Genomic DNA, 23,618 nt, shown 5'->3' with positions numbered 1-23,618 from the left:
CCCTAAACCAGACACAGGATCGTCACGGCTGTGATTAATTGTGCGATAACGATCGCTTTACGCGTTTCAGCTATATGGATAGTTATGCTAATTACCTGATTAGTCATATGTAGGGATGCACAGGTATTTTTTTGTAAATAGTCAGTACAAAAACGGGAATACCCGTTTTGCATGAAAACTCTATCTTGCAAGGCTGACCTGGACTATCCTTGTCAGCGTTGGGCACGCGTGTGCCGATGTGCGCTTTTTGGGTGAAAGGAGTAATAAAATGGCGACAGGAAAGTCCTGCTCTCGCTGGTTTGCGCCTATTGCGGCGTTGTTGATGGTTGTTAGCCTGAGTGGGTGTTTCGATAAAGAAGGCGATCAGCGCAAAGCGTTTATCGATTTTCTACAGAATACAGTGATGCGTAGCGGCGAGCGTTTACCAACGCTGACTGCGGATCAGAAAAAACAGTTTGGTCCATTCGTGTCGGATTACGCCATTCTGTATGGCTATTCACAACAGGTAAGCCAGGCGATGGATTCCGGTATTCGCCCGGTAGTGGATAGCGTGAATGCTATTCGCGTTCCACAGGATTATATGACCCAGCGCGAACCGCTGCGCCAGTCAAATGGCGCGCTTGGGGTACTGAGCCAGCAGCTGCAAAATGCCAAAATGCAGGCTGATGCGTCGCGTTCCGCGTTGAAGCAGGGCGAGGATCTCAAACCGGTCTATGACCAGGTGTATGAGAAAGTCGTGACCAAGCCGTCAAACGCCTTGCAACCGCTGATCCCGGCGGCGCAGGTCTTTACTCAGCAGCTGGTTCAGGTGGGTGACTTTATCAGTGAACAAGGTACGCAGGTGAGCTTCGTCTCTAACGGTATCCAGTTCCCGACCTCCCAGCAGGCGAGCCAGTACAACGCGCTGATCGGGCCGCTCGCGTCCCAGCATCAGGCCTTTAGCCAGGCCTGGAGCGCAGCGGTCGCTGCTACGGAATAAGAAAAACCCCCGCTTCGGCGGGGTTTTTTTTATGCTTGATGAAAATAACGCTTGTCATTCATCTACCACATCGGTATAACTATGTTCGTCGGTTTGTTACACAGACCTAAAGCAGTTTAGTAAAGCAGTCCAGATTGTTATCCATAGATACCCTTCGTAGTGACCCTTCCTTCATCGCTTAAAAATCTGTAACGCAATCCATCAAGCCGGAAGGCACAATATATTTGTTAATAAGGTAATTTCTATGTCTGCTAAAATGACTGGTCTGGTAAAATGGTTCAACGCTGATAAAGGTTTCGGCTTCATCACTCCTGACGATGGCTCTAAAGACGTGTTCGTACACTTCTCTGCTATCCAGAACGATGGCTACAAATCTCTGGATGAAGGTCAGAAAGTTTCCTTCACCATCGAAAGCGGCGCTAAAGGCCCAGCAGCTGGTAACGTTGTAAGCCTGTAAGCTTCCAGCCCAGTAGCACAAAATTCAAAAACCCGCCTTCTGGCGGGTTTTTTCGTTTCTACTGTTGTATCTGTGGGTTAACGCAGTTCTTATCCACTTTACCGCCGAGCGCGGCAATCAGATTATCCACGGCGGTCGCCGCCATATTGTAGCGTGTTTCATGAGTGGCAGAGCCGATGTGGGGCAGGGCGACGACGTTCGGCATGGTCAGTAGCGGAGAATCCACCGGCAGCGGCTCCTGTTCAAACACGTCCAGACCAGCGGCGTGGATTTCACCGTTTTGCAGTGCCTCAATCAACGCCTTCTCATCGACCACCGGACCACGACCCGCGTTGATGAAAATGGCCGACTTCTTCATCTTTTCAAACGCCGCTTTGCCGATGAGATGACGCGTTTCATCCGTCAGCGGCAGGATCAGGCAGACAAAGTCGGCTTCCCGCAACAGCGTATCAAGCTCGCAGTAGCGGGCATTGAAACGTTCTTCAGCTTCAGTGTGGTGACGGCGTGCGTTATACAGGATGGGCATGTTGAAGCCGAAATGCGCGCGCTGTGCCAGTGCCAGACCGATGCGGCCCATCCCAACAATCCCCAGCGTTTTGCCATGAACGTCCACGCCGAACCAGTCCGGGCCAATGCTTTTCGTCCATTCGCCCGCTTTCACGCGCTCGGCCACTTCCACCACGCGACGGGCGGTGCTGAGTACCAGCGCCATCAGCGTGTCGGCGACGGTCTCCGTCAGGGCATGCGGCGTGTGCATCAGCAGGATGCTGCGCGCGTTTAGCGCATCCACGTCGAAATTGTCGTATCCCACCGAAACGGTTGAGGTAGCACGAAGCTTCGGCATTTTCTCCAGCAGCGCTGCATCCACCTTTTCGCTCGAACCCAGCAGGCCCTCGGCGCTGGCAAACGCGTCGGCGTGCTGTGCCACGGTTTCCGGGCTGAGGTTCTTGACCCGGGTAACGGTAAAGTGTTCTTCCAGGCGTTTTTGCAGGTCTTCAGGCAGTGCTTTGTACAAAATGACGGACGGCTTCATGCTAATCTCCGTTGATTTTAAAAGGATTCAGGCGTGGCGTGCGCCGACGGGTAGCTGTTGATTATTAGCAGGCTTAACAATCAGAGTAAGCCATACCGAGGCAAAAAGCGCCACCCCCATAAAGATGTAAGAGGCCGATGGGCTGCCGGTGGCGCCGTTCAGATAGCCCACAAACCACGAGCCAAAGAACGAACCCAGCGCGCCCATACTGTTGATCAACGCCATCGCGCCCCCTGCGACGTTACGCGGCAGCATTTCCGGGATGATGGCAAAGAACGGACCATACGGGGCATACATGGCCGCACCCGCAATCACCAGCAGCGTATACGAAGCCCAGAAGTGGTTTGCGCCCACGGCCCAGGAGCCAATGAAGGCAAAAGCAGCGATCAGCAGCAGTGGCCAGACGAACAGCTTACGGTTTTGCAGCTTGTCCGATGCCCAGGAGACGATAATCATCGCGATGGTCGCAGCCAGGTAAGGCACCGATGACAGCCAGCCCACTTCCACCATGCCAAGGTTTTCACCGCCGCTGCGGATAATCGACGGCAGCCACAGCACAAAGCCGTACACGCCAATACTCCAGGTAAAATACTGTGCGCACAGCAGAATAACGTTCCGGGAGCGGAAGGCTTCGCCATAGTTACGCACCGCTTTCAGCCCCTGCTGCTCTTTATCCAGCTGCGCCTGGAGCGCGGCTTTTTCGTCCTCAGAAAGCCATTTCGCCTGGGCTGGCTTATCTTTCACCAGCACCCACCAGCAGAAGGCCCAGATAATCGCGGGAACCCCTTCGATGATGAACATCTCACGCCAGCCGAAGGACTGGATCAGGTAGCCGGAAACCACCGACATCCACAACACGGTGACCGGGTTACCGAGTATCAGGAACGTATTAGCACGTGAACGCTCAGATTTTGTGAACCAGTTGCTGATGTAAATCAGCATTGCTGGCATGACGGCCGCCTCAACCACGCCGAGAATAAAGCGAATAGCCGCCAGAGCAGGAATGTTATTCACCACGCCAGTAAGCGACGCACAGGCACCCCATAAGATCAGGCAGATGAAAATGAGCTTTCGCACGCTGCGGCGTTCAGCGTAAATCGCGCCGGGGATCTGGAAGAAGAAATAACCCAGGAAGAAGAGGGCACCCAGCAGGGAGGAGACCCCTTTGGTGATCCCGAGGTCTTCGTTGATCCCGGCGGCGGATGCGAAACTGAAGTTGGCACGATCCAGGTACGCCAGGCTGTACGTGATAAACACGATTGGCATGATGTACCACCAGCGTTTTACTGCATTGGTCGAACTGTTCATAGGCTTGCCTCTGTTGTTGAGGTTGTTGCCGCCGTTGTCTGTAGGGTACACGGTGGCTTAATTATCTGGTGCGGATTGCTGCCCTCACCCAGGCCCTCTCCCACAGGGAGAGGGAATTTAGACGCCGAGCTCTGCTCGTGTTGGTAATCCTTCGCTGTCGCCCTGCACCTGAATCGCCAGCGAACCAATTTTGTTGCCTCGCGCCACGGCCTGCGACAGCGGTTTGCCCTCCAGCAGAGCGCTGATGACCCCGACGGCAAACCCATCGCCCGCGCCCACGGTATCGACCACGTTGTCGACTTTTACCGCAGCGACGGCGCCTTGCTCGCCGTCGGCAGTTTTGAACCATGCGCCGTCGGCACCGGTTTTCAGCACCACGGCTTTTACCCCTCTGTTGAGGTAAAAATCAGCAATGCCTTCGGGCGTGCTTTCGCCAGTGAGGATCATTCCCTCTTTTATGCCCGGCAGAACCCAGTCCGCCTGAAACGCCAGTCGGTTGAGTTTCTCAGCCATCTCCGCTTCGCTTTTCCACAGCACCGGGCGCAGGTTCGGATCAAAGGAGATCGTTTTGCCCTGCACTTTCATTGCCGAAGCCGCGTGATCCAGTAAATCGTACGAGCTGGCCGAGAGCGCCGCCGCCACGCCGCTCAGGTGCAGGTGGCGCGCGGAGGAGAAATACGCGGCGTGATAATCATCCACGGAGAGATGGCTTGCCGCTGAGCCTTTGCGAAAATACTCCACGATGGGATCGGTTCCATTTTCAACTTTAGATTTCAGCTGAAAGCCCGTCGCAAAGCGTCCGTCGAGGGTCACGCCTGCGGCATCAATGCCCTCTTTTTTCAGTGAGTCGAGAACAAAATGGCCAAAGCTGTCATTTCCCACGCGGCTTACCCAGCCGACATTCAGCCCCAGCCGCGCAAGGCCGGTAGCAACATTCAGCTCGGCACCTGCCACGCGTTTAATGAAGTACTCCACTGCGCTCAGCTCGCCCGTTTCGGTGGCGACAAACATCGCCATGGCCTCGCCAATGGTGATGACATCCAGCGTCTTGTGCATGGTTTACTCCTCGCGCAGCAGGTTGACGTAATGGCGGGTGACGGCGGTGAGATCCGTCCCTTCCAGCGGAAATTCGATACCGCGTGGCGCATCGGCAGGGAGTTGATTGAGCAGATCCCGCCAGCGAGAATCGGTCTGATCCGGCGCGACGGCGCGGAACTGCGCCTTATGCGGGACTGCGGACTTGACATGAATATAGCTCACGGCGGGAGCCAGCTGACGTGCAGCCTCTTCCGGGGAGTCGCCAACCCACAGCCAGTTGCCCATATCGAACGTCAGCGTGACCGGTAGCGCCATTACCCGGCAGGCGGCTTTGAAGCGCTGCATCGGCGCGAGCTGCCCGCAGTCGGTCTGGTCGTTTTCCACCACCAGCGTCATGCCGCTTTCATCCAGCAGTGCGCGCAGGGCTTCAAGCGGCTGTTTGTCGCTGAAATGACCCAGCGAGACTTTAAGCCACAGCGCGTTCAGGGCGCTGGCTTCGCTAAGGTAGCGCGGGAGATCCGTGTTGAGGGTGCCATCGGGCATAAACAGGGGGGCCGGGGCGGAGTAGCACGCCAGTAAACCCAGCAGTTCAATGGACTCGCCGAGCGCAGGCAGGGCCATTAACTCGTCGTTGCTGAAGAGCTCGCGGCGGATTTCAACGCCATCAGCTCCTGCGCCGGCAATAACGGGAAGCATTGCCCGTTGACCGCCTGCCTGTCGCACCTGATCCGCACCATACGCGGCGGTGACCACCATAATTTTCCTGCTCATTTCCTGACTCCAGAGCGTAATCGATAGTATTACGCTAGATGGAACCGGTTCCAAAGAAAAGATCGGGATGCTGAATTTATGATCGCTGTCACGAAGGGGAAATTAACGGGCAGTAGAGCCGCGAACGATCAGTTCGCCGGAAAAAACCTGCTCGCGTACGGCGTCGCGGGTGCCTTCAATGCGGCGGACCACTTGTTCAACCGCGGCATAGCCGATCTGCCAGGTGGGTTGTTTGAGGGTGGTGATGCCTACGCCAGCAAGTTCTGCCCACTCCAGTTCATCAAAGCCGAGTAAGCCGATGTCGCTGCCCCAGTGCAGGCCAATGCGTTTAAGCGAGCGGGCAACCTGAAGCGTCAGCGCCCCGTTCGCGGAGATCACCGCCTTGCGCATACCCCGATGGCGGGTATGGAACTGGCGCAGGGTATTATCCAGCTGCCCGGCTTCATGCAGGGTGATTTCGGCATTCTCGGCGATCACGCCGGGATATCGCGCCAGCGTGGCACGAAATGCAGCCAGGCGGTCGCGGCGGGTGTTAACCATGCCCAGCGGTTCGCTCAGGAATAAAATGGCTTCGAAGCCCTGTTCAATCAGGTGCTCAGTGGCGGTGGTAGCCGCCTGGGTGTTATCCAGCCCGACCACATCGCAGGCAAATTCCGGGATTTTTCGGTCAATAAGCACCATTGGCAGAGACGATTGTTGCAGACGATTTAGCCCCTCTTCTCGCATCCCGACGGCATTCACCACAATCCCTTCCACCTGATAGCTGCGCAGCAGATCGAGGTAATGCAGCTCCTGATCAACCTCGTTATTGGTGTTACAGACCAGCGGGGTAAAGCCTTTCTCACGGCATGCCGCTTCGATGCCGCTGAGGACGTTTACGGAGTAGGGGTTGGTGATATCGGCGATGATGAGGCCAATCAGACGGGTGCGGCCCCGCTTGAGGCCGCGCGCCATCAGGCTGGGACGGTAGTCGAGATCGGCAATGGCCTGTTCGATTCGCGCCAGCAGCGCATCGGAAAGCAGGTGTTTCTCGCCGTTGAGGTAGCGTGAAATGCTGGTTTTACCGGTTTTGGCGGCTTTCGCCACGTCGCTGATGGTGGCCCGGGTTGGTTTGATCATCGCTGATTTCCCTGAATTTAGTGAGAATACCTTAGCGGGAAAATCTGGCGAATCAAGCTATTTGCCGGGTGGCGCTGCGCTTACCGGAGGTTGCGGTCTGATGCCCTCACCCCAACCCTCTCCCACGGGAGAGGGCGCAAACACTAAAAACGGCAACGGGGTTGCCGTTTTGCTTTTACCTACTGCACCGGGCTTAACGTAATCTCAACGCGGCGGTTCTGCGCTTTGCCTTCCGCCGTGCTGTTGCTGGCGATCGGGTTAGCCGGACCCATGCCGCTGGTGCGGATGCGGTTCGCTTCTACGCCCTGGGCGATCAGCGAGCTGGCCACGGAATCGGCGCGCTGCTGGGACAGACGCATGTTCAGATCCTGGCTGCCGGTGCTGTCGGTGTAGCCAATCACGTTCACGGCAGTTTTATTGTACTCTTTCAGCACCGCGGCCACGCCGGTCAGGGTGTTTGCGCCGGCGGGTTTCAGCGTCGCGCTGCTGCTGTCAAAGGTCACGTTGTTTGGCATGTTCAGGATGATGTTGTCACCGCTGCGCGTCACGCTCACGCCCGTACCTTTCATTTTGTCACGCAGTTTTGCTTCCTGCACGTCCATGTAATAACCCACGCCGCCGCCCAGGGCTGCGCCTGCCGCTGCGCCAATCAGCGCACCTTTGCCGCGATCTTTCTTGGAGGAGGAGAGTGCGCCAACGCCAGCGCCCACCAGGGAACCAATACCCGCGCCAATGCCGGATTTGCCCGCTTCGCGTTCACCGGTGTAAGGGTTGGTTGTGCAGCCAGAAACAGCCAGTGCGCCGCTCACCAGAGCGGCAATAACGAGTACGCGTTTTTTCATCTTATTTCCTTAATCCTTTTTATTCTTTGCCACGATGGACGTGGCAGTGGATTATGACGTCCGGATACGGAGAAAATTCAGTGTATAACTCTGAAATTTGTCACAAACGATAAACTGCCTCAATGAAAGGCCGAAACACCTGCACGCAACCAGGAGCGCACGCTTTGAGCACCTCAACAAAAACCATTCTGACCGCCGCCCACTGGGGGCCGATGCTGGTCGAAACCGATGGCGACACTGTGCTGTCGTCTCGCGGGGCTTTGCCTTCGCGCCATCTCAACTCTTTACAGACCGTCGTTCGCGATCAGGTACACAGTAAAACCCGCGTCCGCTGGCCGATGGTGCGTAAAGGCTTTCTGGCGTCACCGGATAAGCCGCAGGGTATTCGTGGGCAGGATGAGTTCGTACGCGTGAGCTGGGACGACGCGCTGGCGCTGATCCATACCCAGCATAAACGCATTCGCGACAGCTATGGCCCGTCGTCCATTTTTGCCGGCTCCTATGGCTGGCGCTCGAACGGCGTGCTGCATAAGGCCGCAACCCTGCTGCAACGCTATATGAGCCTGGCCGGAGGATACACCGGCCATCTGGGCGATTACTCGACCGGCGCGGCGCAGGCAATCATGCCGTATGTCGTGGGCGGGAATGAGGTTTATCAGCAGCAGACCAGCTGGCCGCTGGTGCTGGAGCATGCGGAGGTAGTGGTGCTCTGGAGCGCCAACCCGCTCAATACCCTGAAAATTGCCTGGAATGCGTCCGACGAGCAGGGCGTTTCCTACTTTGATGCGCTGCGCAAAAGCGGCAAGCGCATCATCTGTATCGATCCGATGCGTTCTGAAACGCTGGATTTCTTCGGCGACAGCGCCGAGTGGATCGCGCCGCATATGGGCACCGACGTGGCGATGATGCTGGGCATCGCCCACACCTTGGTGGAGAACGGCTGGCACGATACGGAATTTCTGGCGCGCTGCACCACGGGCTTCGATAAATTTGCCGACTACCTGACGGGACAAACCGACGGTATCGCCAAAACCGCAGAGTGGGCTGCGGCGATTTGCGGCGTTGATGCCGTTAAAATCCGCGAACTGGCTACGTTATTCCATAGCCGTGTCACGATGCTCATGTCCGGCTGGGGGATGCAGCGCCAGCAGTTTGGCGAGCAGAAGCACTGGATGCTGGTGACGCTCGCCGCGATGCTCGGGCAGATTGGCACACCCGGCGGCGGTTTTGGGCTTTCCTATCACTTTGCTAACGGCGGCAACCCGACGCGAAAAGCCGCGGTGCTGGCCTCCATGCAGGGCTCGGTGCAGGGTGGCGTGGACGCGGTAGATAAAATTCCGGTGGCACGCATTGTTGAAGCCCTGGAGAACCCAGGCGGGTTTTATCAGCACAACGGCCAGGATCGGCATTTCCCGGATATTAAGTTTGTCTGGTGGGCGGGTGGGGCCAACTTCACCCATCACCAGGATACTAACCGCCTGATCCGCGCCTGGCAGAAACCGGAGCTGGTGGTGATCTCGGAGTGCTTCTGGACTGCGTCAGCGAAACATGCCGATATCGTTTTGCCCGCCACGACCTCGTTCGAGCGTAACGATCTCACCATGACGGGGGATTACAGTAATCAGCATATGGTGCCGATGAAGCGCGTCGTGGCTCCCCGGGATGAAGCGCGGGATGATTTTGATGTCTTTGCCGACCTGAGTGAAATGTGGGAAGCGGGCGGTCGGGAGCGTTTCACCGAGGGCAAAACCGATCTGCAATGGCTGGAAACGTTTTACCAGATTGCCAGCCAGCGCGGGGCTGCGCAGGGCGTGACGCTGCCGCCATTCGCTGAGTTCTGGGAGGCGAATCAACTCTTCGAAATGCCGGAAAGCGAGCAGAATGCGCGGTTTGTGCGCTTTGCTGACTTCCGTCGCGATCCGGAGAATCATCCGTTAAAAACCGAAAGCGGGAAGATTGTGATCTACAGCGAACGCATCGCCAGCTTTGGCTACGCGGACTGTCCGCCGCATCCGGCGTGGCTGGAGCCGGACGAATGGCATGGCAATGCGCAGCCGGGGCAGCTTCAGCTGCTGTCTGCCCATCCCGCCCATCGTCTGCACAGCCAGCTCAACTATTCGGCTTTGCGCGAGCAGTATGCGGTGGCGGGTCGTGAGCCGATTGCGCTGAACAGCGATGACGCGAAGGCGCGGGGGATTAACCACGGCGACCTCGTTCGGGTCTGGAACGCGCGCGGGCAGGTGCTGGCAGGCGCCGTGGTGAGTGACGGGATCCGCCCTGGCGTTTTCTGCATTCATCAGGGCGCATGGCCGGATCTGGCGCTGGACGAGGGCGGTATTTGTAAGAACGGCGCCGTAAACGTGCTGACCAAAGATCTCCCCAGCTCGAAGCTGGGGAATGGCTGCGCGGGGAATACGGCGCTGGCATGGGTGGAGAAATATCAGGGGCCGGCGCTTACCCTTACGGCGTTTGATCCGCCTGCCAGCTCATGATCCACGTCGGGTGTTGGGTATCATCCTGCCAGGCGCTGTCTTCGATGCGAAAACCCTGAGCATGATAGAAATTCACCGCCCGCACGTTTTTCTGATACACCTCCAGAGTTAAATACGGATAGTGCTGCTGAACGTGGTTCAGCAGCGCACGCCCGATCCCCTTTCCGATGAACGCCGGGGCGATAAACAACGCCCCCACGAACTGGAACTGCATGACGCTGATAAAACCGCACAGGGTACCGTTTTCTTCCCAGACCCAGGTCTCGGCGGCGGGAAGGTATTCATCCCGCACTACCGCTTCATTCGCTTGCCAGTAACTTGCGTCGATAAACGGATGCGCCTCGGTGGTGCTCTCCAGCCACAGACTCAAAAGCGGAGCAGTGTCCTCACTTTGCCATTTGCGGATCATGGTGGCCCTCCGGATGGCAGAAGCAGCCCGTAATGTGGTCATTGACCAGCCCGCAGGCCTGCATAAAGGAGTAACAGATGGTGGTGCCCACAAACTTAAAGCCGCGTTTTTTCAGCGCTTTCGACAGGGCATCTGAGGCGGGGGTCGACGTTGGGATCTCTGCAAGCGTGGCGGCCTGCGTCACCTTCGGCTCGTTATCCACAAACGACCAGACGAATGCTGAGAAGGGTTCGCCGTTTTGCTCCATCGCCAGATAAGCACGCGCGTTACCAATAATGGCCTGAATTTTACCGCGATGGCGGATGATACCGGTATCCAGAACCAGCCTTTCCACGTCTTCGTCGTTCATGGCGGCAACCGCTACCGGATCGAACTGGTGGAAGGCTTTACGGTAGTTCTCACGCTTTTTCAGAACGGTGATCCACGACAGTCCGGCCTGCTGGCCTTCAAGGCAAATCATTTCAAACAGTTTTTTACCGTCGGTTTCCGGTACGCCCCATTCCTTGTCGTGATAATCGATATAAAGCTGATCCTGGCTTACCCAGCCGCAACGTTGCATAGGTCATCTCCCTTCCTGATACGGTAAACGCAAAAATTTCAATCTGCCCGGCTTGACGTGTCTGCTAAAGAGACAATAGTTAATACAGGGCTATACGCCCTAATACCTCTTCGAACAATGACATATATCGCCGAACTCGGCTCTTTCTGGAGTCGCTTTGATGATGATAAAAAAAATCAGTGGTCGCCATGCTGCTTCTGGCCTGGTGGGTGTTTCAGTCTGCCTGCTTTTTTGTAACACCGCTTTTGCGTGGCAACAGGAATATATCGTTTCAGATGCTCAAAGTAATACGATGGAACGCTATACATGGGACGCCGATCACCAACCTCGTTATGAAGATATTCTCGCGGAGCGTATTAACCGCACGCAGAATGCTGCGGGGTTTACCCTGAACGATCCCTCCGGTTCGGATGCGGAAACCGTTCTGAGCGTTGGCTGGAATTTTCCCGTGGCGGGACATTTCACCACCGGGCCCGTAATGGCGTGGCGCACTGATGACGCTCCCTCCGCACCAGTGAATGCGTTTGAGGATACAACCACCACGCAGTCGCTTACCGATCCACTCTGGCATGCCAGCGTGAACTCATTGGGGTGGCGTGTCGATACGCAGTATGGTGATTTACACCCCTGGGCGAAGATCAGCTATAACCAGCAAACTGAAGAAGAATATTTATATACGCTGGGATTGAGCGCCAAATTTTAAAGGGTTGTCACTTTTTTAAACGCTGCGGTAACATATTTAATACAATAACGGCGAGGACTGTAGCGATAGTGATCGCTCACCTTTGACCTTTTTCTTCTCCGGCAAGGTCATTCATTCCCGCTTCCAGGCATTTCATTCCGTTTCTCCTGCATTTCATGCCGTTTTACCCCTGGTGTTATGGGGTTTTGTTTATCGTGTCCTCAGCGAATTTCCTTAATTTATCTTGCAGGACACTGCCATGAACACATCAACTTATAACCGCACGCGTTGGCTGACGCTATTAGGCACCATCGTTACCCAGTTCGCACTGGGATCGGTCTATACCTGGAGTCTGTTTAACAGCGCCCTGTCTGATAAGATCGGCGCGCCGATAAGCCAGGTGGCGTTCTCCTTCGGCTTGCTGAGTCTTGGGTTAGCAATTTCCTCTTCCGTGGCGGGCAAACTTCAGGAGCGCTTCGGCGTGAAGCGTGTAACCATGGCCTCCGGGATCTTGCTGGGCGTGGGCTTCTTCCTGACGGCATATTCCGACAACCTGATGATGCTGTGGCTGAGCGCCGGGGTGCTGGTGGGGCTGGCGGACGGCGCAGGTTACCTGCTGACGCTGTCTAACTGCGTGAAGTGGTTCCCGGAGCGTAAAGGGCTTATCTCCGCGTTTGCCATTGGTTCATATGGCCTGGGCAGCCTTGGCTTCAAATTCATCGATGCGCATCTGCTGGCCTCGGTGGGGCTTGAGAAAACCTTTATGATCTGGGGCGTGATTGTGCTGGTGATGATCCTCTTCGGCGCAACGCTGATGAAAGACGCGCCGCAGCAGGAAGTGAAAACCGTTAACGGTGTGGTGGAGAATGATTTCACCCTTGCACAGTCCATGCGTAAACCGCAGTACTGGATGCTGGCGGTGATGTTCCTGACGGCCTGCATGAGCGGTCTGTATGTCATCGGCGTGGCGAAAGATATCGCGCAGGGAATGGTAAAACTGGACGCGGCGACGGCGGCGAACGCGGTAACGGTCATCTCCATCGCTAACCTCTCGGGTCGTCTGGTACTGGGTATCCTGTCTGACAAAATCGCCAGGATCCGCGTGATTACGCTGGGGCAGGTGATATCCCTGGTGGGGATGGCAGCGCTGCTGTTCGCTCCGCTGAACGAAGCGACATTCTTTGCGGCGATAGCCTGCGTAGCCTTTAACTTTGGCGGCACCATTACCGTCTTCCCGTCGCTGGTGAGCGAGTTCTTCGGGCTGAACAATCTGGCGAAAAACTACGGTGTGATTTATCTCGGCTTCGGTATCGGCAGTATTTGCGGATCGCTGATTGCCTCGCTGTTTGGTGGCTTCTACGTGACATTCTGCGTGATATTTGCCTTGCTGATTATTTCACTGGCGCTGTCCACCACGATTCGTCAGCCGCAGCGCGAGGTATATAAAGAAGCGCATGCATGATTCGATAAAAAGGGGCCGCAGGGCCTCTTTTTTTATCGCCATATCACTTCCGGACTTGTTATTTTGTAAAAATTTTCATCGATTCACATTCTCTGCTGCCACTTTTCTTCCTCGCTGTGGTCTACTTATCGCGCTTGTAGACGTTTCTGATAACGGTTTATCTCGCACCTACTTACTCTGTCTGCTTTCTCAATGAGATTCGGCGGGTCTTTATACCCCTTCCCCCAGGGTTGTTTGCATGAAATATATCAGGTCTCTTACCCAGCAAAGATTGTGTCTGATGCTGGCTGTCTATATCGGTTTGTTTCTGAATGGCGCGGTGCTGTTCAGAAGAGTGGAAGGTTATTTTGAACACCTCACCGTAAGAAACGGGATTTTCGCCGCGATTGAAGTGTTTGGCTCAATTCTGGCAACCTTCTTCCTGCTACGTCTGCTCTCGCTTTTTGGCAGACGTACATGGCAGGTTCTGGCCTCGCTGGTGGTGATTATCTCTGCCGCCGCAAGCTATTACATGACATTCATGAATGTGGTCATTGGCTACGGTATTGTGGCCTCGGTGATGACCACGGACATCGACCTCTCGAAAGAGGTGGTGGGGCAAGGGTTCATCATGTGGACGATTTTGACCTGCCTGATCCCGCTCTTCTTTATCTGGAGTAATACCTGTCGCTATACCCTGTTACGCCAGCTGCGTACCCGTGGGCAACGCATCCGCAACGTCGCCGTCGTTCTTCTGGCGGGTCTGCTGGTATGGGCGCCTATTCGCCTGATGGAAAAACAGCAAAAGCGGATCGAAAAAGCGACAGGCGTAGATATGCCAAGCTACGGCGGCGTGGTGGCTAACTCGTATCTGCCGTCTAACTGGCTGTCGGCGTTAGGTCTTTATGCCTGGGCCCAGGCGGACGAATCCAGCGATGTGAAATCGCTGATTAACCCGACCAAAAAGTTCACCTACCAGGCTCCGGCTGACGGGCTGGATGATACTTACGTGGTCTTCGTTATCGGCGAAACGACGCGCTGGGATCATATGGGTATTCTCGGTTATGACCGCGATACCACCCCGAAACTGGCGCAGGAAAAGAACCTGGTGGCATACCGCGGCTACTCCTGCGATACCGCCACGAAGCTTTCGTTGCGCTGTATGTTTGTTCGTGAGGGCGGTGCGAGTGATAATCCTCAGCGCACTCTCAAAGAGCAAAACGTGTTTGCTGTTCTGAAGCAGCTTGGATTTAGCTCCGATCTGTTCGCCATGCAAAGTGAGATGTGGTTCTACACCAACACCATGGCGGATAACATCGCCTACCGCGAGCAGATTGGCGCCGAGCCGCGTAACCGCGGAAAGAACGTTGATGATATGCTGCTGCTCTCTGAGATGGAACAGTCGCTGAAAAACCATCCGCAGGGTAAGCACCTTATTGTTCTGCATACCAAAGGTTCACACTACAGCTACTATCAGCGTTACACGCGCGATTTCGCCAAATGGACGCCTGAGTGCGTCGGCATTAACAAGAACTGTAGCAAGCAGGAGCTGATCAATGCCTATGATAACTCGATTCTGTATGTGGATACCTTCCTCAGCCGGGTGATCGACCAGCTTCGCGATAAGAAAGCGATTGTGATTTACGCGGCCGACCACGGCGAGTCCATCAACGAGAAAGAGCATTTACACGGCACGCCGCGTAAGCTGGCCCCGCCTGAGCAGTTCCGCGTGCCGATGATCATGTGGATGTCGGATAAGTACCTGGAAAACCCGGACAAAGCCAAAATGTTTGCCCATCTGAAACAGCAGGCAGAGATCAAGGTACCGCGCCGTCACGTTGAGCTGTACGACACCATTATGGGTTGTCTCGGCTATACCTCACCGAACGGTGGGATTAACGAAAACAACAACTGGTGTAAACTCCCTGATAACACCACAAAAGCCGCGCAGTAGTTGGTCTGGCGAGAATATCGCCAGTTGAATGGCTTTTTGAAAATAAGGGATTGACGGGGGCGCACCTCAGCAGTAAGATGCGCTCCGCATTCGGCGAGTAGCGCAGCTTGGTAGCGCAACTGGTTTGGGACCAGTGGGTCGGAGGTTCGAATCCTCTCTCGCCGACCACATTCTAAAAAGGGCTAACCGCAAGGTTAGCCCTTTTTGCATTAACGCGTTACCCCGCACGAGTCCTCAAAATACCCCTTAGCCCTGCTTCCCCCTGCCTGCTTGCGGTTTTGTGACATAATCCATTGTATTTTTTTATATATAGTTTGATCTTTTTTCGCGTTGCTTATGGATAACCTCAGCATTTTTCGCTGTGCGTTTTAACGTTCGCGGTATTTAGTGCTCAGATAATCACCATTCTGTAAGAAAATTTACCCATTCTGAATAAAACTTAATCACTGAGTGTTGCGAAATATGAAGATAATTGTGCTGCATCATGGCGAGTAGCATAAATTTCTCTGCTGAAAACTCACGGTCAGGGTTTTTTTAATCTTTGTTTGCGGTTTCTCACACTCCACGTAAATCCCCGCCACCTGTATTGACGTTTTCACATTCTGTTGACAGATTGTAGGGCACGAGGGGCATTTCAGGGAGGATCTGCGCTGCAACTCAAACGCTCTTCTGAAAGGATTCTCTATCCCTTTTAACGCCTTCGGGCATCACCGACCGGACCGGGTAAAAAATAAATAAAGGTCAGGCGGCGTAACACAACAAAGCAAAACATCACATTGGAGCACAATAATGAGTATTTCCTTGAAGAAGTCAGGGATGCTGAAGCTTGGTCTGAGCCTGGTGGCCATGACTGTTGCAGCAAGCGTACAGGCAAAAACCCTGGTTTACTGTTCTGAAGGCTCTCCGGAAGGCTTTAACCCACAGCTCTTTACCTCTGGTACGACTTACGACGCAAGCTCTGTACCGATCTATAACCGTCTGGTTGAATTTAAAACCGGCACCACGGAAGTAATTCCTGGCCTGGCTGAAAAGTGGGATATCAGCGAAGACGGTAAAACCTATACCTTCCACCTGCGCCAGGGCGTGAAGTGGCAGGACAGCAAAGAATTTAAACCTACGCGCGACTTTAACGCCGACGACGTTGTGTTTTCCTTCGACCGTCAGAAAAATGCCCAGAATCCGTACCATAAAGTGTCTGGCGGCAGCTATGAATACTTCGAAGGGATGGGTCTGCCAGACCTGATCGCTGAAGTGAAAAAAGTGGACGATAAAACCGTTCAGTTTGTGCTGACGCGTCCGGAAGCGCCATTCCTGGCTGACCTGGCGATGGACTTCGCCTCGATTCTCTCTAAAGAGTACGCTGACAACATGCTGAAAGCCGGCACGCCGGAAAAAGTGGACCTGAACCCAATCGGTACCGGCCCGTTCCAGCTGCTTCAGTACCAGAAAGATTCCCGTATTCTGTATAAAGCCTTCCCGGGCTACTGGGGCACCAAGCCGCAGATCGACCGTCTGGTCTTCTCCATCACGCCTGACGCATCCGTGCGTTACGCAAAATTGCAGAAAAACGAATGTCAGGTGATGCCGTATCCAAACCCGGCTGACATCGCGCGCATGAAGCAGGACAAAAATATCAACCTGCTGGAGCAGGCGGGCCTGAACGTGGGTTATCTCTCCTTCAACACCGAGAAGAAACCGTTCGATGACGTGAAAGTGCGTCAGGCGCTGACTTACGCGGTGAACAAAGAAGCGATCATCAAAGCCGTTTACCAGGGCGCGGGCGTTGCGGCCAAGAACCTGATCCCACCAACCATGTGGGGTTATAACGACGACATTAAGGACTACACCTACGATCCTGAGAAAGCGAAAGCGCTGCTGAAAGAAGCGGGCCAGGACAAAGGCTTCACCGTCGAGCTGTGGGCGATGCCGGTACAGCGTCCTTACAACCCGAACGCACGTCGTATGGCGGAAATGGTTCAGGCTGACTGGGCGAAGATTGGCGTACAGGCCAAAATTGTAACCTACGAGTGGGGCGAGTACCTGAAGCGCGCTAAAGCGGGCGAACACCAGGCGGTCATGATGGGCTGGACCGGCGACAACGGGGATCCGGACAACTTCTTCGCGACCCTGTTCAGCTGTGCGGCAGCGAAAGACGGTTCAAACTATTCTCGCTGGTGCTACAAGCCGTTTGAAGATCTGATCCAGCCGGCGCGTGCGACCGACGATCACAACAAACGTATTGAACTGTACAAGCAAGCTCAGGTTGTCATGCACGATCAGGCTCCGGCGCTGATTGTTGCTCACTCCACCGTGTACGAGCCAGTGCGTAAAGAAGTGAAGGGCTACGTGGTCGATCCACTGGGCAAACACCACTTCGAAAACGTGTCTGTTGAATAATAAGTAGGGTGTTCTCCCTCTCCCTGTGGGAGAGGGCAGGGGTGAGGGGCGTGCATGCATCCCCTCATCCTAACCCTCTCCCACAGGGAGAGGGAATTTACATTTGTGAGCAATACAGACGTCACGCCACTGGGCGTGCGTCATCAGAGAGAATCCGGGTTATGTTGCAGTTCATCCTCCGACGTCTGGGACTGGTTATCCCGACGTTTATCGGTATCACCCTTCTCACTTTTGCCTTCGTCCATATGATCCCGGGTGACCCGGTAATGATTATGGCAGGCGAGCGTGGTATCTCCCCTGAACGTCATGCGCAACTGCTGGCTGAACTCGGCCTTGATAAGCCGATGTGGCAGCAGTATCTCCACTATATCTGGGGTGTGTTGCACGGCGATTTAGGGATTTCACTGAAAAGCCGTCTTCCGGTGTGGGACGAGTTCGTACCGCGCTTTAAAGCGACGCTGGAACTCGGTATCTGCGCCATGATCTTCGCGACCGCGGTAGGGATCCCCGTTGGCGTACTGGCTGCCGTTAAGCGTGGCTCTATTTTCGACCACACCGCTGTTGGCCTGGCACTGACCGGCTACTCCATGCCTATCTTCTGGTGGGGCATGATGCTGATCATGCTGGTCTCGGTGCAGTGGAATCTGACGCCGGTCTCCGGACGCGTCAGCGATATGGTTTTCCTTGACGACACCAACCCGTTAACCGGCTTTATGCTGATTGATACGGCGATCTGGGGCGAAGAGGGCAACTTCATTGATGCGGTTGCGCACATGATCCTGCCTGCAATGGTGCTGGGCACCATCCCTCTGGCGGTGATCGTGCGTATGACCCGTTCCTCCATGCTGGAAGTGCTGGGCGAGGATTATATTCGTACAGCCCGCGCTAAAGGCCTGACCCGTATGCGCGTCATCATCATTCATGCCCTGCGTAACGCTATGCTGCCGGTGGTGACCGTTATCGGTTTGCAGGTCGGTACGCTGCTGGCGGGGGCGATCCTGACCGAAACCATCTTCTCCTGGCCGGGTCTTGGTCGCTGGCTGATTGATGCGCTGCAACGCCGTGACTATCCGGTTGTGCAGGGCGGTGTACTGCTGGTCGCGACGATGATTATCCTCGTCAACCTGCTGGTCGATTTGCTGTACGGCGTGGTGAACCCGCGTATTCGTCATAAGAAGTAAGGGGCCATCATGTCACAAGTTACTCAAAATAAAGTGGTCACCGCACCGGTGCCAATGACGCCGATGCAGGAGTTCTGGCACTACTTCAAGCGCAACAAAGGCGCGGTTGTCGGGCTGGTGTATGTTTCCATCATGATCCTGATTGCGGTGTTTGCGAACTTCCTTGCGCCGTATAACCCGGCTGATCAGTTCCGCGATGCGCTGCTGGCACCTCCTGCATGGCAGGACGGCGGAAGCCTGACGCACCTGCTGGGCACCGACGACGTGGGCCGCGATGTGCTGTCGCGCCTGATGTACGGCGCACGCCTGTCGCTGCTGGTTGGCTGCCTCGTTGTCGTACTGTCGCTGATCATGGGGATCGTACTCGGCCTGGTGGCAGGCTACTTCGGCGGCATTGTTGATAACATCATCATGCGCGTCGTCGACATTATGCTGGCATTGCCAAGCCTGCTGCTGGCGCTGGTGCTGGTGGCGATCTTTGGTCCGTCGATTGGTAACGCCGCGCTTGCGCTGACGTTTGTTGCGCTACCGCATTACGTGCGTCTGACCCGTGCGGCGGTGCTGGTGGAAGTGAACCGCGACTACGTTACCGCCTCTCGCGTGGCGGGTGCCGGTGCTATGCGTCAGATGTTTATCAATATCTTCCCAAACTGCCTTGCGCCGCTGATTGTTCAGGCGTCGCTCGGTTTCTCTAACGCCATTCTTGATATGGCCGCTCTTGGCTTCCTTGGCATGGGTGCGCAGCCGCCAACACCGGAGTGGGGCACCATGCTCTCCGACGTGTTGCAGTTCGCGCAAAGCGCCTGGTGGGTCGTCACCTTCCCGGGTCTGGCGATTCTGCTGACGGTGCTGGCATTTAACCTGATGGGTGACGGTCTGCGTGATGCACTTGATCCCAAACTGAAGCAGTAAGAGGCACGAGATGGCGTTATTAAATGTAGATAAATTATCCGTGCACTTTGGCGACGAAGGCACACCGTTTCGCGCCGTGGACCGCATCAGCTACAGCGTTAATCAGGGCGAAGTGGTCGGGATTGTAGGAGAGTCGGGCTCCGGTAAGTCAGTGAGTTCGCTGGCGATTATGGGGCTGATTGACTACCCCGGCCGCGTGATGGCGGAAAATCTGGAGTTCAACGGTCAGGATCTGAAGCGCATTTCCGAAAAACAGCGCCGCCAGCTGGTGGGCGCGGAAGTGGCGATGATCTTCCAGGACCCCATGACCAGCCTGAACCCATGCTACACCGTCGGTTTCCAGATTATGGAAGCCATTAAGGTGCATCAGGGCGGCAACAAGAAAACCCGTCGCCAGCGTGCTATCGATCTGCTGAACCTGGTGGGGATACCTGACCCAGCATCGCGTCTGGACGTTTACCCGCATCAGCTTTCCGGCGGCATGAGCCAGCGCGTGATGATCGCCATGGCGATTGCCTGTCGACCAAAACTGCTGATTGCGGATGAACCAACTACCGCGCTGGACGTAACCATCCAGGCGCAAATCATCGAGCTGCTGCTGGAGTTGCAGCAGAAAGAGAATATGGCGCTGGTGCTGATTACGCACGACCTGGCGCTGGTGGCGGAAGCGGCACACAAAATCATCGTGATGTACGCGGGTCAGGTGGTGGAGACCGGAAGTTCGCACGATATCTTCCGCGCGCCGCGTCACCCGTATACGCAGGCGTTACTGCGCGCGCTGCCGGAGTTTGCCCAGGACAAAGCGCGTCTGGCGTCACTGCCGGGTGTGGTTCCGGGTAAATATGACCGTCCGCAGGGCTGCCTGCTGAATCCGCGCTGCCCGTATGCGACGGATAAATGCCGCGCCGAGGAGCCAGAGCTGAATCTGCTGGCCGATGGTCGGCAGTCAAAATGCCACTACCCACTCGATGATGCCGGGAGGCCAACACTATGAGTACGCACGAGGCCACCACGCAACAGCCGCTGTTGCAGGCTATCGACCTGAAAAAACATTACCCGGTGAAGAAGGGGATTTTTGCCCCCGAGCGCCTGGTAAAAGCGCTGGACGGCGTCTCCTTCAGCCTTGAACGCGGTAAAACGCTGGCGGTCGTCGGGGAGTCGGGCTGTGGAAAATCCACGCTGGGCCGTCTGCTGACGATGATCGAAACGCCAACCGGCGGCGAGCTTTACTATCAGGGCCAGGATCTGCTCAAGCACGATCCGCAGGCGCAGAAGCTGCGTCGTCAAAAAATCCAGATTGTGTTCCAGAACCCGTACGGTTCTTTAAACCCGCGTAAAAAAGTGGGGCAGATTCTGGAAGAGCCGCTGCTGATTAACAGCAATCTGAGCAAAGAGCAGCGTCGTGAAAAAGCGCTGGCGATGATGGCGAAGGTGGGGCTTAAAACCGAGCATTACGATCGCTACCCGCATATGTTCTCTGGCGGTCAGCGTCAGCGTATTGCCATCGCACGTGGGCTGATGCTTGACCCGGACGTGGTGATTGCCGATGAGCCGGTCTCAGCGCTTGACGTGTCCGTTCGCGCGCAGGTGCTTAACCTGATGATGGATTTACAGCAGGATCTGGGACTGTCGTACGTCTTCATCTCCCATGACCTGTCCGTGGTTGAGCACATTGCCGATGAGGTGATGGTGATGTATCTGGGACGCTGCGTGGAGAAGGGGACGAAAGATCAGATCTTTACTAACCCGCGTCATCCGTATACGCAGGCGCTGCTGTCTGCAACGCCGAGACTGAACCCGGATGACCGCCGGGAGCGCATTAAGCTGACCGGCGAGTTGCCAAGCCCGCTTAACCCACCGCCGGGATGTGCATTCAACGCCCGCTGCCGTCGCCGCTTCGGTCCGTGCACGCAGTTGCAGCCACAGCTGAAGGATTATGGCGGACAGCTGGTGGCCTGCTTCGCGGTCGATCAGGATGAAAACGGCGAAAAGCCGCAGGCATAAATAAAAAAACCGGCGCTAAGCCGGTTTTTTTACGTCTGAGATCTATTTCCGTAAACGAATCTGGTCGACGGCGTGTTTCTCACTCTTGGTGAGGATCAGGCTTGCGCGTTCGCGCGTCGGCAGGATGTTCTCTTTGAGGTTGACGTAGTTGATCTCATTCCACAGCCCGGTCGCCACGCTGATAGCCTCTTCTTCAGAGAGCTGGGCGTAGTTGTGGAAGTAGGAATCCGGGTCGGTGAACGCGCCTTCGCGGAACTTCAGGAAGCGGTTGATATACCAGCGTTGCAGCAAATCTTCCGGCGCATCGACATAAATTGAGAAATCGACAAAGTCAGAGACAAACACATGATGCGGATCGTGAGGATAATCCATCCCGCTTTGCAGGACGTTTAAGCCTTCCAGAATCAGGATGTCGGGCTGCACAACCGTTTTGTCGCCATCCGGGATGCGGTCGTAGATCAGATGCGAGTAAACCGGCGCGGTAACGTGAGGTACGCCCGATTTTAGATCTGAAACAAACTTTACCAGGCGGTGCATATCATAAGAGAGCGGGAAGCCCTTCTTTTTCATCAGGCCGCGTTCTTTCAACACCTCGTTGGGATGCAGGAAGCCGTCGGTGGTGATCAGCTCCACGCTGCGGTGTTCCGGCCAGCGGCTCAGCAGCGCCTGTAGCACGCGCGCGGTGGTACTTTTACCCACTGCCACGCTGCCCGCAATACTGATGATATAAGGAATACGTTGACCGTTCGTGCCGAGGAACTGTTCCAGTACGGCCTGACGACGCAAATTGGAGCTGATATAGAAGTTAAGCAAGCGAGAGAGGGGGAGATAGATTTCTGCCACCTCTTCCAGGGAGAGATCTTCGTTTATCCCTTTTAGCCGTGCGATTTCACCTTCCGTCAGTGTCATAGGGACGGAGTCACGCAGGGCTGCCCACTGGCTACGGTTAAACTGAAGATAGGGCGTCATTAACGTTTGCTCTTTTTTGCTCATAAGCATGCTTCTGTGAACCATCACGAAACGGCGGGTGCGGGCTCATCACATAGTTAATTTTGGACAATGGGCAGGAGGTTAACACCAGATGAGAGGAATAATAAGAAAAAATATGGGAAAGCGATGCTTAACCGGGCAGGCATCACCTGGGGCTATAGCGTGCCGAAATCAGGCGTTCATGTTGAATTTTTAACCGTGAGCGGATGAATTTACAGCGGTTAGCCCTGGTTTCGAATAAAATGTGAGCGAAAGAACGTTTTATGCAATTTTTTAGTTGCATGACTGCGCAGGTCTCCATAGAATGCGCGCTACTTGATGCCGACTTAGCTCAGTAGGTAGAGCAACTGACTTGTAATCAGTAGGTCACCAGTTCGATTCCGGTAGTCGGCACCATCAAGTCCGGTGGGGTTCCCGAGCGGCCAAAGGGAGCAGACTGTAAATCTGCCGTCACAGACTTCGAAGGTTCGAATCCTTCCCCCACCACCACTTTCTGGCAGCGACAACGCCGCCGGAGCTGGTTGGAAAAATTGACCAGCTCGAACAGAAAAGAGAGAAATCTCTTTTTTTGTTACAGAAAGAACTGGGTAGCCGAGTTTCAGGATGCGGGCATCGTATAATGGCTATTACCTCAGCCTTCCAAGCTGATGATGCGGGTTCGATTCCCGCTGCCCGCTCCAATACGTGCTGATATGGCTCAGTTGGTAGAGCGCACCCTTGGTAAGGGTGAGGTCCCCAGTTCGACTCTGGGTATCAGCACCACTTCACTTCTCCCTCCCTTTCTCTCTGTTTCAATGTAAATGTATTCAACAGTTCAGGCATTTTCGCCTGGTTGATGTGGTGATATCACCGATTTATCCGTGTCTTAGAGGGACAATCGATGTCTAAAGAAAAGTTTGAACGTACAAAACCGCACGTTAACGTCGGTACTATCGGCCACGTTGACCATGGTAAAACAACGCTGACCGCTGCAATCACTACCGTACTGGCTAAAACCTACGGCGGTGCTGCTCGTGCTTTCGACCAGATCGATAACGCACCAGAAGAAAA

At 55.2% G+C, this 23,618-nt stretch carries 21 protein-coding genes and 5 tRNA genes; 17 read left to right on the top strand and 9 right to left on the bottom strand.

What is annotated here, in order from left to right; all coding sequences use genetic code 11:
* The first annotated feature begins 268 nt into the window (after positions 1–268).
* Together ACOTYH_RS21160 and cspE are read left to right on the top strand one after the other, a co-directional pair.
* On the top strand, positions 269–979 hold the full coding sequence (locus tag ACOTYH_RS21160) for a DUF3053 domain-containing protein (RefSeq protein ID WP_017383576.1): 711 nt from the start codon (positions 269–271) through the stop codon (positions 977–979).
* Between the two features lie 244 nt (positions 980–1,223).
* Entirely contained in the window at positions 1,224–1,436 is a 213-nt protein-coding gene (gene cspE / locus ACOTYH_RS21155) for a transcription antiterminator/RNA stability regulator CspE (protein WP_003860775.1), read from the top strand.
* Positions 1,437–1,494: 58 nt separating this feature from the next.
* Here cspE and ghrB read toward each other — a convergent pair whose 3' ends face one another.
* The 6 genes from ghrB to ACOTYH_RS21125 all read right to left on the bottom strand — a co-directional run bounded on the left by ghrB (position 1,495) and on the right by ACOTYH_RS21125 (position 7,547).
* Positions 1,495–2,469: a glyoxylate/hydroxypyruvate reductase GhrB gene (gene ghrB, locus ACOTYH_RS21150; RefSeq protein WP_045329437.1), complete on the bottom strand. Its 975-nt coding sequence runs from the start codon at positions 2,467–2,469 to the stop codon at positions 1,495–1,497.
* A 27-nt stretch (positions 2,470–2,496) separates the two neighbouring features.
* Positions 2,497–3,777, bottom strand: a complete 1,281-nt coding sequence (locus ACOTYH_RS21145) for an MFS transporter (RefSeq protein WP_001089079.1) — start codon at positions 3,775–3,777, stop codon at positions 2,497–2,499.
* Between the two features lie 117 nt (positions 3,778–3,894).
* Complete coding sequence (locus ACOTYH_RS21140; RefSeq protein ID WP_047637945.1) at positions 3,895–4,833, bottom strand: sugar kinase; 939 nt, start codon at positions 4,831–4,833, stop codon at positions 3,895–3,897.
* Positions 4,834–4,836: 3 nt separating this feature from the next.
* Positions 4,837–5,586: a sugar phosphate isomerase/epimerase family protein gene (locus ACOTYH_RS21135; RefSeq protein WP_033486944.1), complete on the bottom strand. Its 750-nt coding sequence runs from the start codon at positions 5,584–5,586 to the stop codon at positions 4,837–4,839.
* A gap of 102 nt (positions 5,587–5,688) precedes the next feature.
* Positions 5,689–6,705 carry a LacI family DNA-binding transcriptional regulator gene (locus tag ACOTYH_RS21130; RefSeq protein ID WP_047746386.1) on the bottom strand — a complete coding sequence of 339 codons (1,017 nt, stop codon included), beginning with the start codon at positions 6,703–6,705 and terminating at the stop codon, positions 5,689–5,691.
* 179 nt (positions 6,706–6,884) lie between these two features.
* Positions 6,885–7,547, bottom strand: coding sequence for an OmpA family lipoprotein (locus ACOTYH_RS21125; RefSeq protein WP_015569987.1), 663 nt, complete (start codon positions 7,545–7,547; stop codon positions 6,885–6,887).
* A gap of 122 nt (positions 7,548–7,669) precedes the next feature.
* Here ACOTYH_RS21125 and ACOTYH_RS21120 point away from each other — a divergent pair, with 122 nt between their 5' ends.
* A complete protein-coding gene (locus ACOTYH_RS21120; RefSeq protein WP_063931937.1) occupies positions 7,670–10,039 on the top strand; it encodes a molybdopterin guanine dinucleotide-containing S/N-oxide reductase in 2,370 nt (789 codons plus the stop codon).
* Here ACOTYH_RS21120 and ACOTYH_RS21115 read toward each other — a convergent pair.
* Positions 10,008–10,448: an N-acetyltransferase gene (locus tag ACOTYH_RS21115; protein WP_015569985.1), complete on the bottom strand. Its 441-nt coding sequence runs from the start codon at positions 10,446–10,448 to the stop codon at positions 10,008–10,010. The genes ACOTYH_RS21120 and ACOTYH_RS21115 overlap by 32 nt on opposite strands.
* Entirely contained in the window at positions 10,426–11,007 is a 582-nt protein-coding gene (gene tag, locus ACOTYH_RS21110) for a DNA-3-methyladenine glycosylase I (protein WP_015569984.1), read from the bottom strand. Before tag ends, ACOTYH_RS21115 begins: the two co-directional genes overlap by 23 nt.
* Positions 11,008–11,167: 160 nt before the next feature.
* Between tag and ACOTYH_RS21105 the strand changes: the two genes are divergently transcribed.
* The 9 genes from ACOTYH_RS21105 (at position 11,168) to dppF (ending at position 21,578) form a co-directional block, all read left to right on the top strand.
* Positions 11,168–11,710, top strand: a complete 543-nt coding sequence (locus tag ACOTYH_RS21105; RefSeq protein WP_048973805.1) for a lipase — start codon at positions 11,168–11,170, stop codon at positions 11,708–11,710.
* 238 nt (positions 11,711–11,948) lie between these two features.
* Positions 11,949–13,151: an L-lactate MFS transporter gene (locus ACOTYH_RS21100; protein WP_045338637.1), complete on the top strand. Its 1,203-nt coding sequence runs from the start codon at positions 11,949–11,951 to the stop codon at positions 13,149–13,151.
* 238 nt (positions 13,152–13,389) lie between these two features.
* Entirely contained in the window at positions 13,390–15,084 is a 1,695-nt protein-coding gene (gene eptB / locus ACOTYH_RS21095) for a kdo(2)-lipid A phosphoethanolamine 7''-transferase (RefSeq protein WP_017383570.1), read from the top strand.
* A 91-nt stretch (positions 15,085–15,175) separates the two neighbouring features.
* A tRNA-Pro gene (locus ACOTYH_RS21090) sits at positions 15,176–15,252 on the top strand.
* Positions 15,253–15,873: 621 nt separating this feature from the next.
* Positions 15,874–17,481, top strand: a complete 1,608-nt coding sequence (gene dppA, locus ACOTYH_RS21085; RefSeq protein WP_003860756.1) for a dipeptide ABC transporter periplasmic-binding protein DppA — start codon at positions 15,874–15,876, stop codon at positions 17,479–17,481.
* A 161-nt stretch (positions 17,482–17,642) separates the two neighbouring features.
* Positions 17,643–18,662, top strand: a complete 1,020-nt coding sequence (dppB, locus tag ACOTYH_RS21080) for a dipeptide ABC transporter permease DppB (RefSeq protein WP_006810536.1) — start codon at positions 17,643–17,645, stop codon at positions 18,660–18,662.
* Between the two features lie 9 nt (positions 18,663–18,671).
* Positions 18,672–19,574 (top strand): dipeptide ABC transporter permease DppC, encoded by a 903-nt coding sequence (gene dppC, locus ACOTYH_RS21075; RefSeq protein WP_017383569.1) that lies wholly within the window; start codon positions 18,672–18,674, stop codon positions 19,572–19,574.
* A 10-nt stretch (positions 19,575–19,584) separates the two neighbouring features.
* Complete coding sequence (gene dppD / locus ACOTYH_RS21070) at positions 19,585–20,568, top strand: dipeptide ABC transporter ATP-binding protein (protein ID WP_015569978.1); 984 nt, start codon at positions 19,585–19,587, stop codon at positions 20,566–20,568.
* Entirely contained in the window at positions 20,565–21,578 is a 1,014-nt protein-coding gene (dppF, locus tag ACOTYH_RS21065; RefSeq protein WP_017383568.1) for a dipeptide ABC transporter ATP-binding subunit DppF, read from the top strand. Before dppD ends, dppF begins: the two co-directional genes overlap by 4 nt.
* Positions 21,579–21,620: 42 nt before the next feature.
* Here dppF and coaA read toward each other — a convergent pair whose 3' ends face one another.
* Positions 21,621–22,571: a type I pantothenate kinase gene (gene coaA / locus ACOTYH_RS21060; RefSeq protein WP_015569977.1), complete on the bottom strand. Its 951-nt coding sequence runs from the start codon at positions 22,569–22,571 to the stop codon at positions 21,621–21,623.
* 317 nt (positions 22,572–22,888) lie between these two features.
* Here coaA and ACOTYH_RS21055 point away from each other — a divergent pair.
* From ACOTYH_RS21055 to ACOTYH_RS21035, 5 genes are all read left to right on the top strand, one after another.
* Positions 22,889–22,964: transfer RNA gene (locus tag ACOTYH_RS21055), tRNA-Thr, on the top strand.
* A gap of 8 nt (positions 22,965–22,972) precedes the next feature.
* Positions 22,973–23,057, top strand: a tRNA-Tyr gene (locus tag ACOTYH_RS21050).
* Positions 23,058–23,173: 116 nt separating this feature from the next.
* Positions 23,174–23,248, top strand: a tRNA-Gly gene (locus ACOTYH_RS21045).
* Positions 23,249–23,254: 6 nt separating this feature from the next.
* Positions 23,255–23,330: transfer RNA gene (locus ACOTYH_RS21040), tRNA-Thr, on the top strand.
* 118 nt (positions 23,331–23,448) lie between these two features.
* The coding region (locus ACOTYH_RS21035) for a GTP-binding protein (RefSeq protein WP_001692288.1) at positions 23,449–23,618 on the top strand (170 nt) is incomplete at its 3' end.

Origin of the sequence: Enterobacter cloacae complex sp. SHL001 (assembly GCF_049236825.1) — a bacterium.
In the GTDB taxonomy this organism is placed as follows: Bacteria; Pseudomonadota; Gammaproteobacteria; order Enterobacterales; family Enterobacteriaceae; genus Enterobacter; species Enterobacter hormaechei_C.
This window is presented reverse-complemented; position numbering and strand designations above follow the sequence as displayed.

Coding starts and splice junctions, on each gene's coding strand:
- eptB (WP_017383570.1), top strand. CDS start 13,390: ATGAAATATATCAGGTCTCTTACCCAGCAAAGATTGTGTCTGATGCTG.
- dppA (WP_003860756.1), top strand. CDS start 15,874: ATGAGTATTTCCTTGAAGAAGTCAGGGATGCTGAAGCTTGGTCTGAGC.
- ACOTYH_RS21125 (WP_015569987.1), bottom strand. CDS start 7,547: ATGAAAAAACGCGTACTCGTTATTGCCGCTCTGGTGAGCGGCGCACTG.
- dppC (WP_017383569.1), top strand. CDS start 18,672: ATGTCACAAGTTACTCAAAATAAAGTGGTCACCGCACCGGTGCCAATG.
- coaA (WP_015569977.1), bottom strand. CDS start 22,571: ATGAGCAAAAAAGAGCAAACGTTAATGACGCCCTATCTTCAGTTTAAC.
- ACOTYH_RS21145 (WP_001089079.1), bottom strand. CDS start 3,777: ATGAACAGTTCGACCAATGCAGTAAAACGCTGGTGGTACATCATGCCA.
- dppF (WP_017383568.1), top strand. CDS start 20,565: ATGAGTACGCACGAGGCCACCACGCAACAGCCGCTGTTGCAGGCTATC.
- ACOTYH_RS21120 (WP_063931937.1), top strand. CDS start 7,670: ATGAAAGGCCGAAACACCTGCACGCAACCAGGAGCGCACGCTTTGAGC.
- cspE (WP_003860775.1), top strand. CDS start 1,224: ATGTCTGCTAAAATGACTGGTCTGGTAAAATGGTTCAACGCTGATAAA.
- ACOTYH_RS21115 (WP_015569985.1), bottom strand. CDS start 10,448: ATGATCCGCAAATGGCAAAGTGAGGACACTGCTCCGCTTTTGAGTCTG.
- ACOTYH_RS21130 (WP_047746386.1), bottom strand. CDS start 6,705: ATGATCAAACCAACCCGGGCCACCATCAGCGACGTGGCGAAAGCCGCC.
- dppB (WP_006810536.1), top strand. CDS start 17,643: ATGTTGCAGTTCATCCTCCGACGTCTGGGACTGGTTATCCCGACGTTT.
- ghrB (WP_045329437.1), bottom strand. CDS start 2,469: ATGAAGCCGTCCGTCATTTTGTACAAAGCACTGCCTGAAGACCTGCAA.
- dppD (WP_015569978.1), top strand. CDS start 19,585: ATGGCGTTATTAAATGTAGATAAATTATCCGTGCACTTTGGCGACGAA.
- ACOTYH_RS21140 (WP_047637945.1), bottom strand. CDS start 4,833: ATGCACAAGACGCTGGATGTCATCACCATTGGCGAGGCCATGGCGATG.
- ACOTYH_RS21135 (WP_033486944.1), bottom strand. CDS start 5,586: ATGAGCAGGAAAATTATGGTGGTCACCGCCGCGTATGGTGCGGATCAG.
- ACOTYH_RS21100 (WP_045338637.1), top strand. CDS start 11,949: ATGAACACATCAACTTATAACCGCACGCGTTGGCTGACGCTATTAGGC.
- tag (WP_015569984.1), bottom strand. CDS start 11,007: ATGCAACGTTGCGGCTGGGTAAGCCAGGATCAGCTTTATATCGATTAT.
- ACOTYH_RS21105 (WP_048973805.1), top strand. CDS start 11,168: ATGATGATAAAAAAAATCAGTGGTCGCCATGCTGCTTCTGGCCTGGTG.
- ACOTYH_RS21160 (WP_017383576.1), top strand. CDS start 269: ATGGCGACAGGAAAGTCCTGCTCTCGCTGGTTTGCGCCTATTGCGGCG.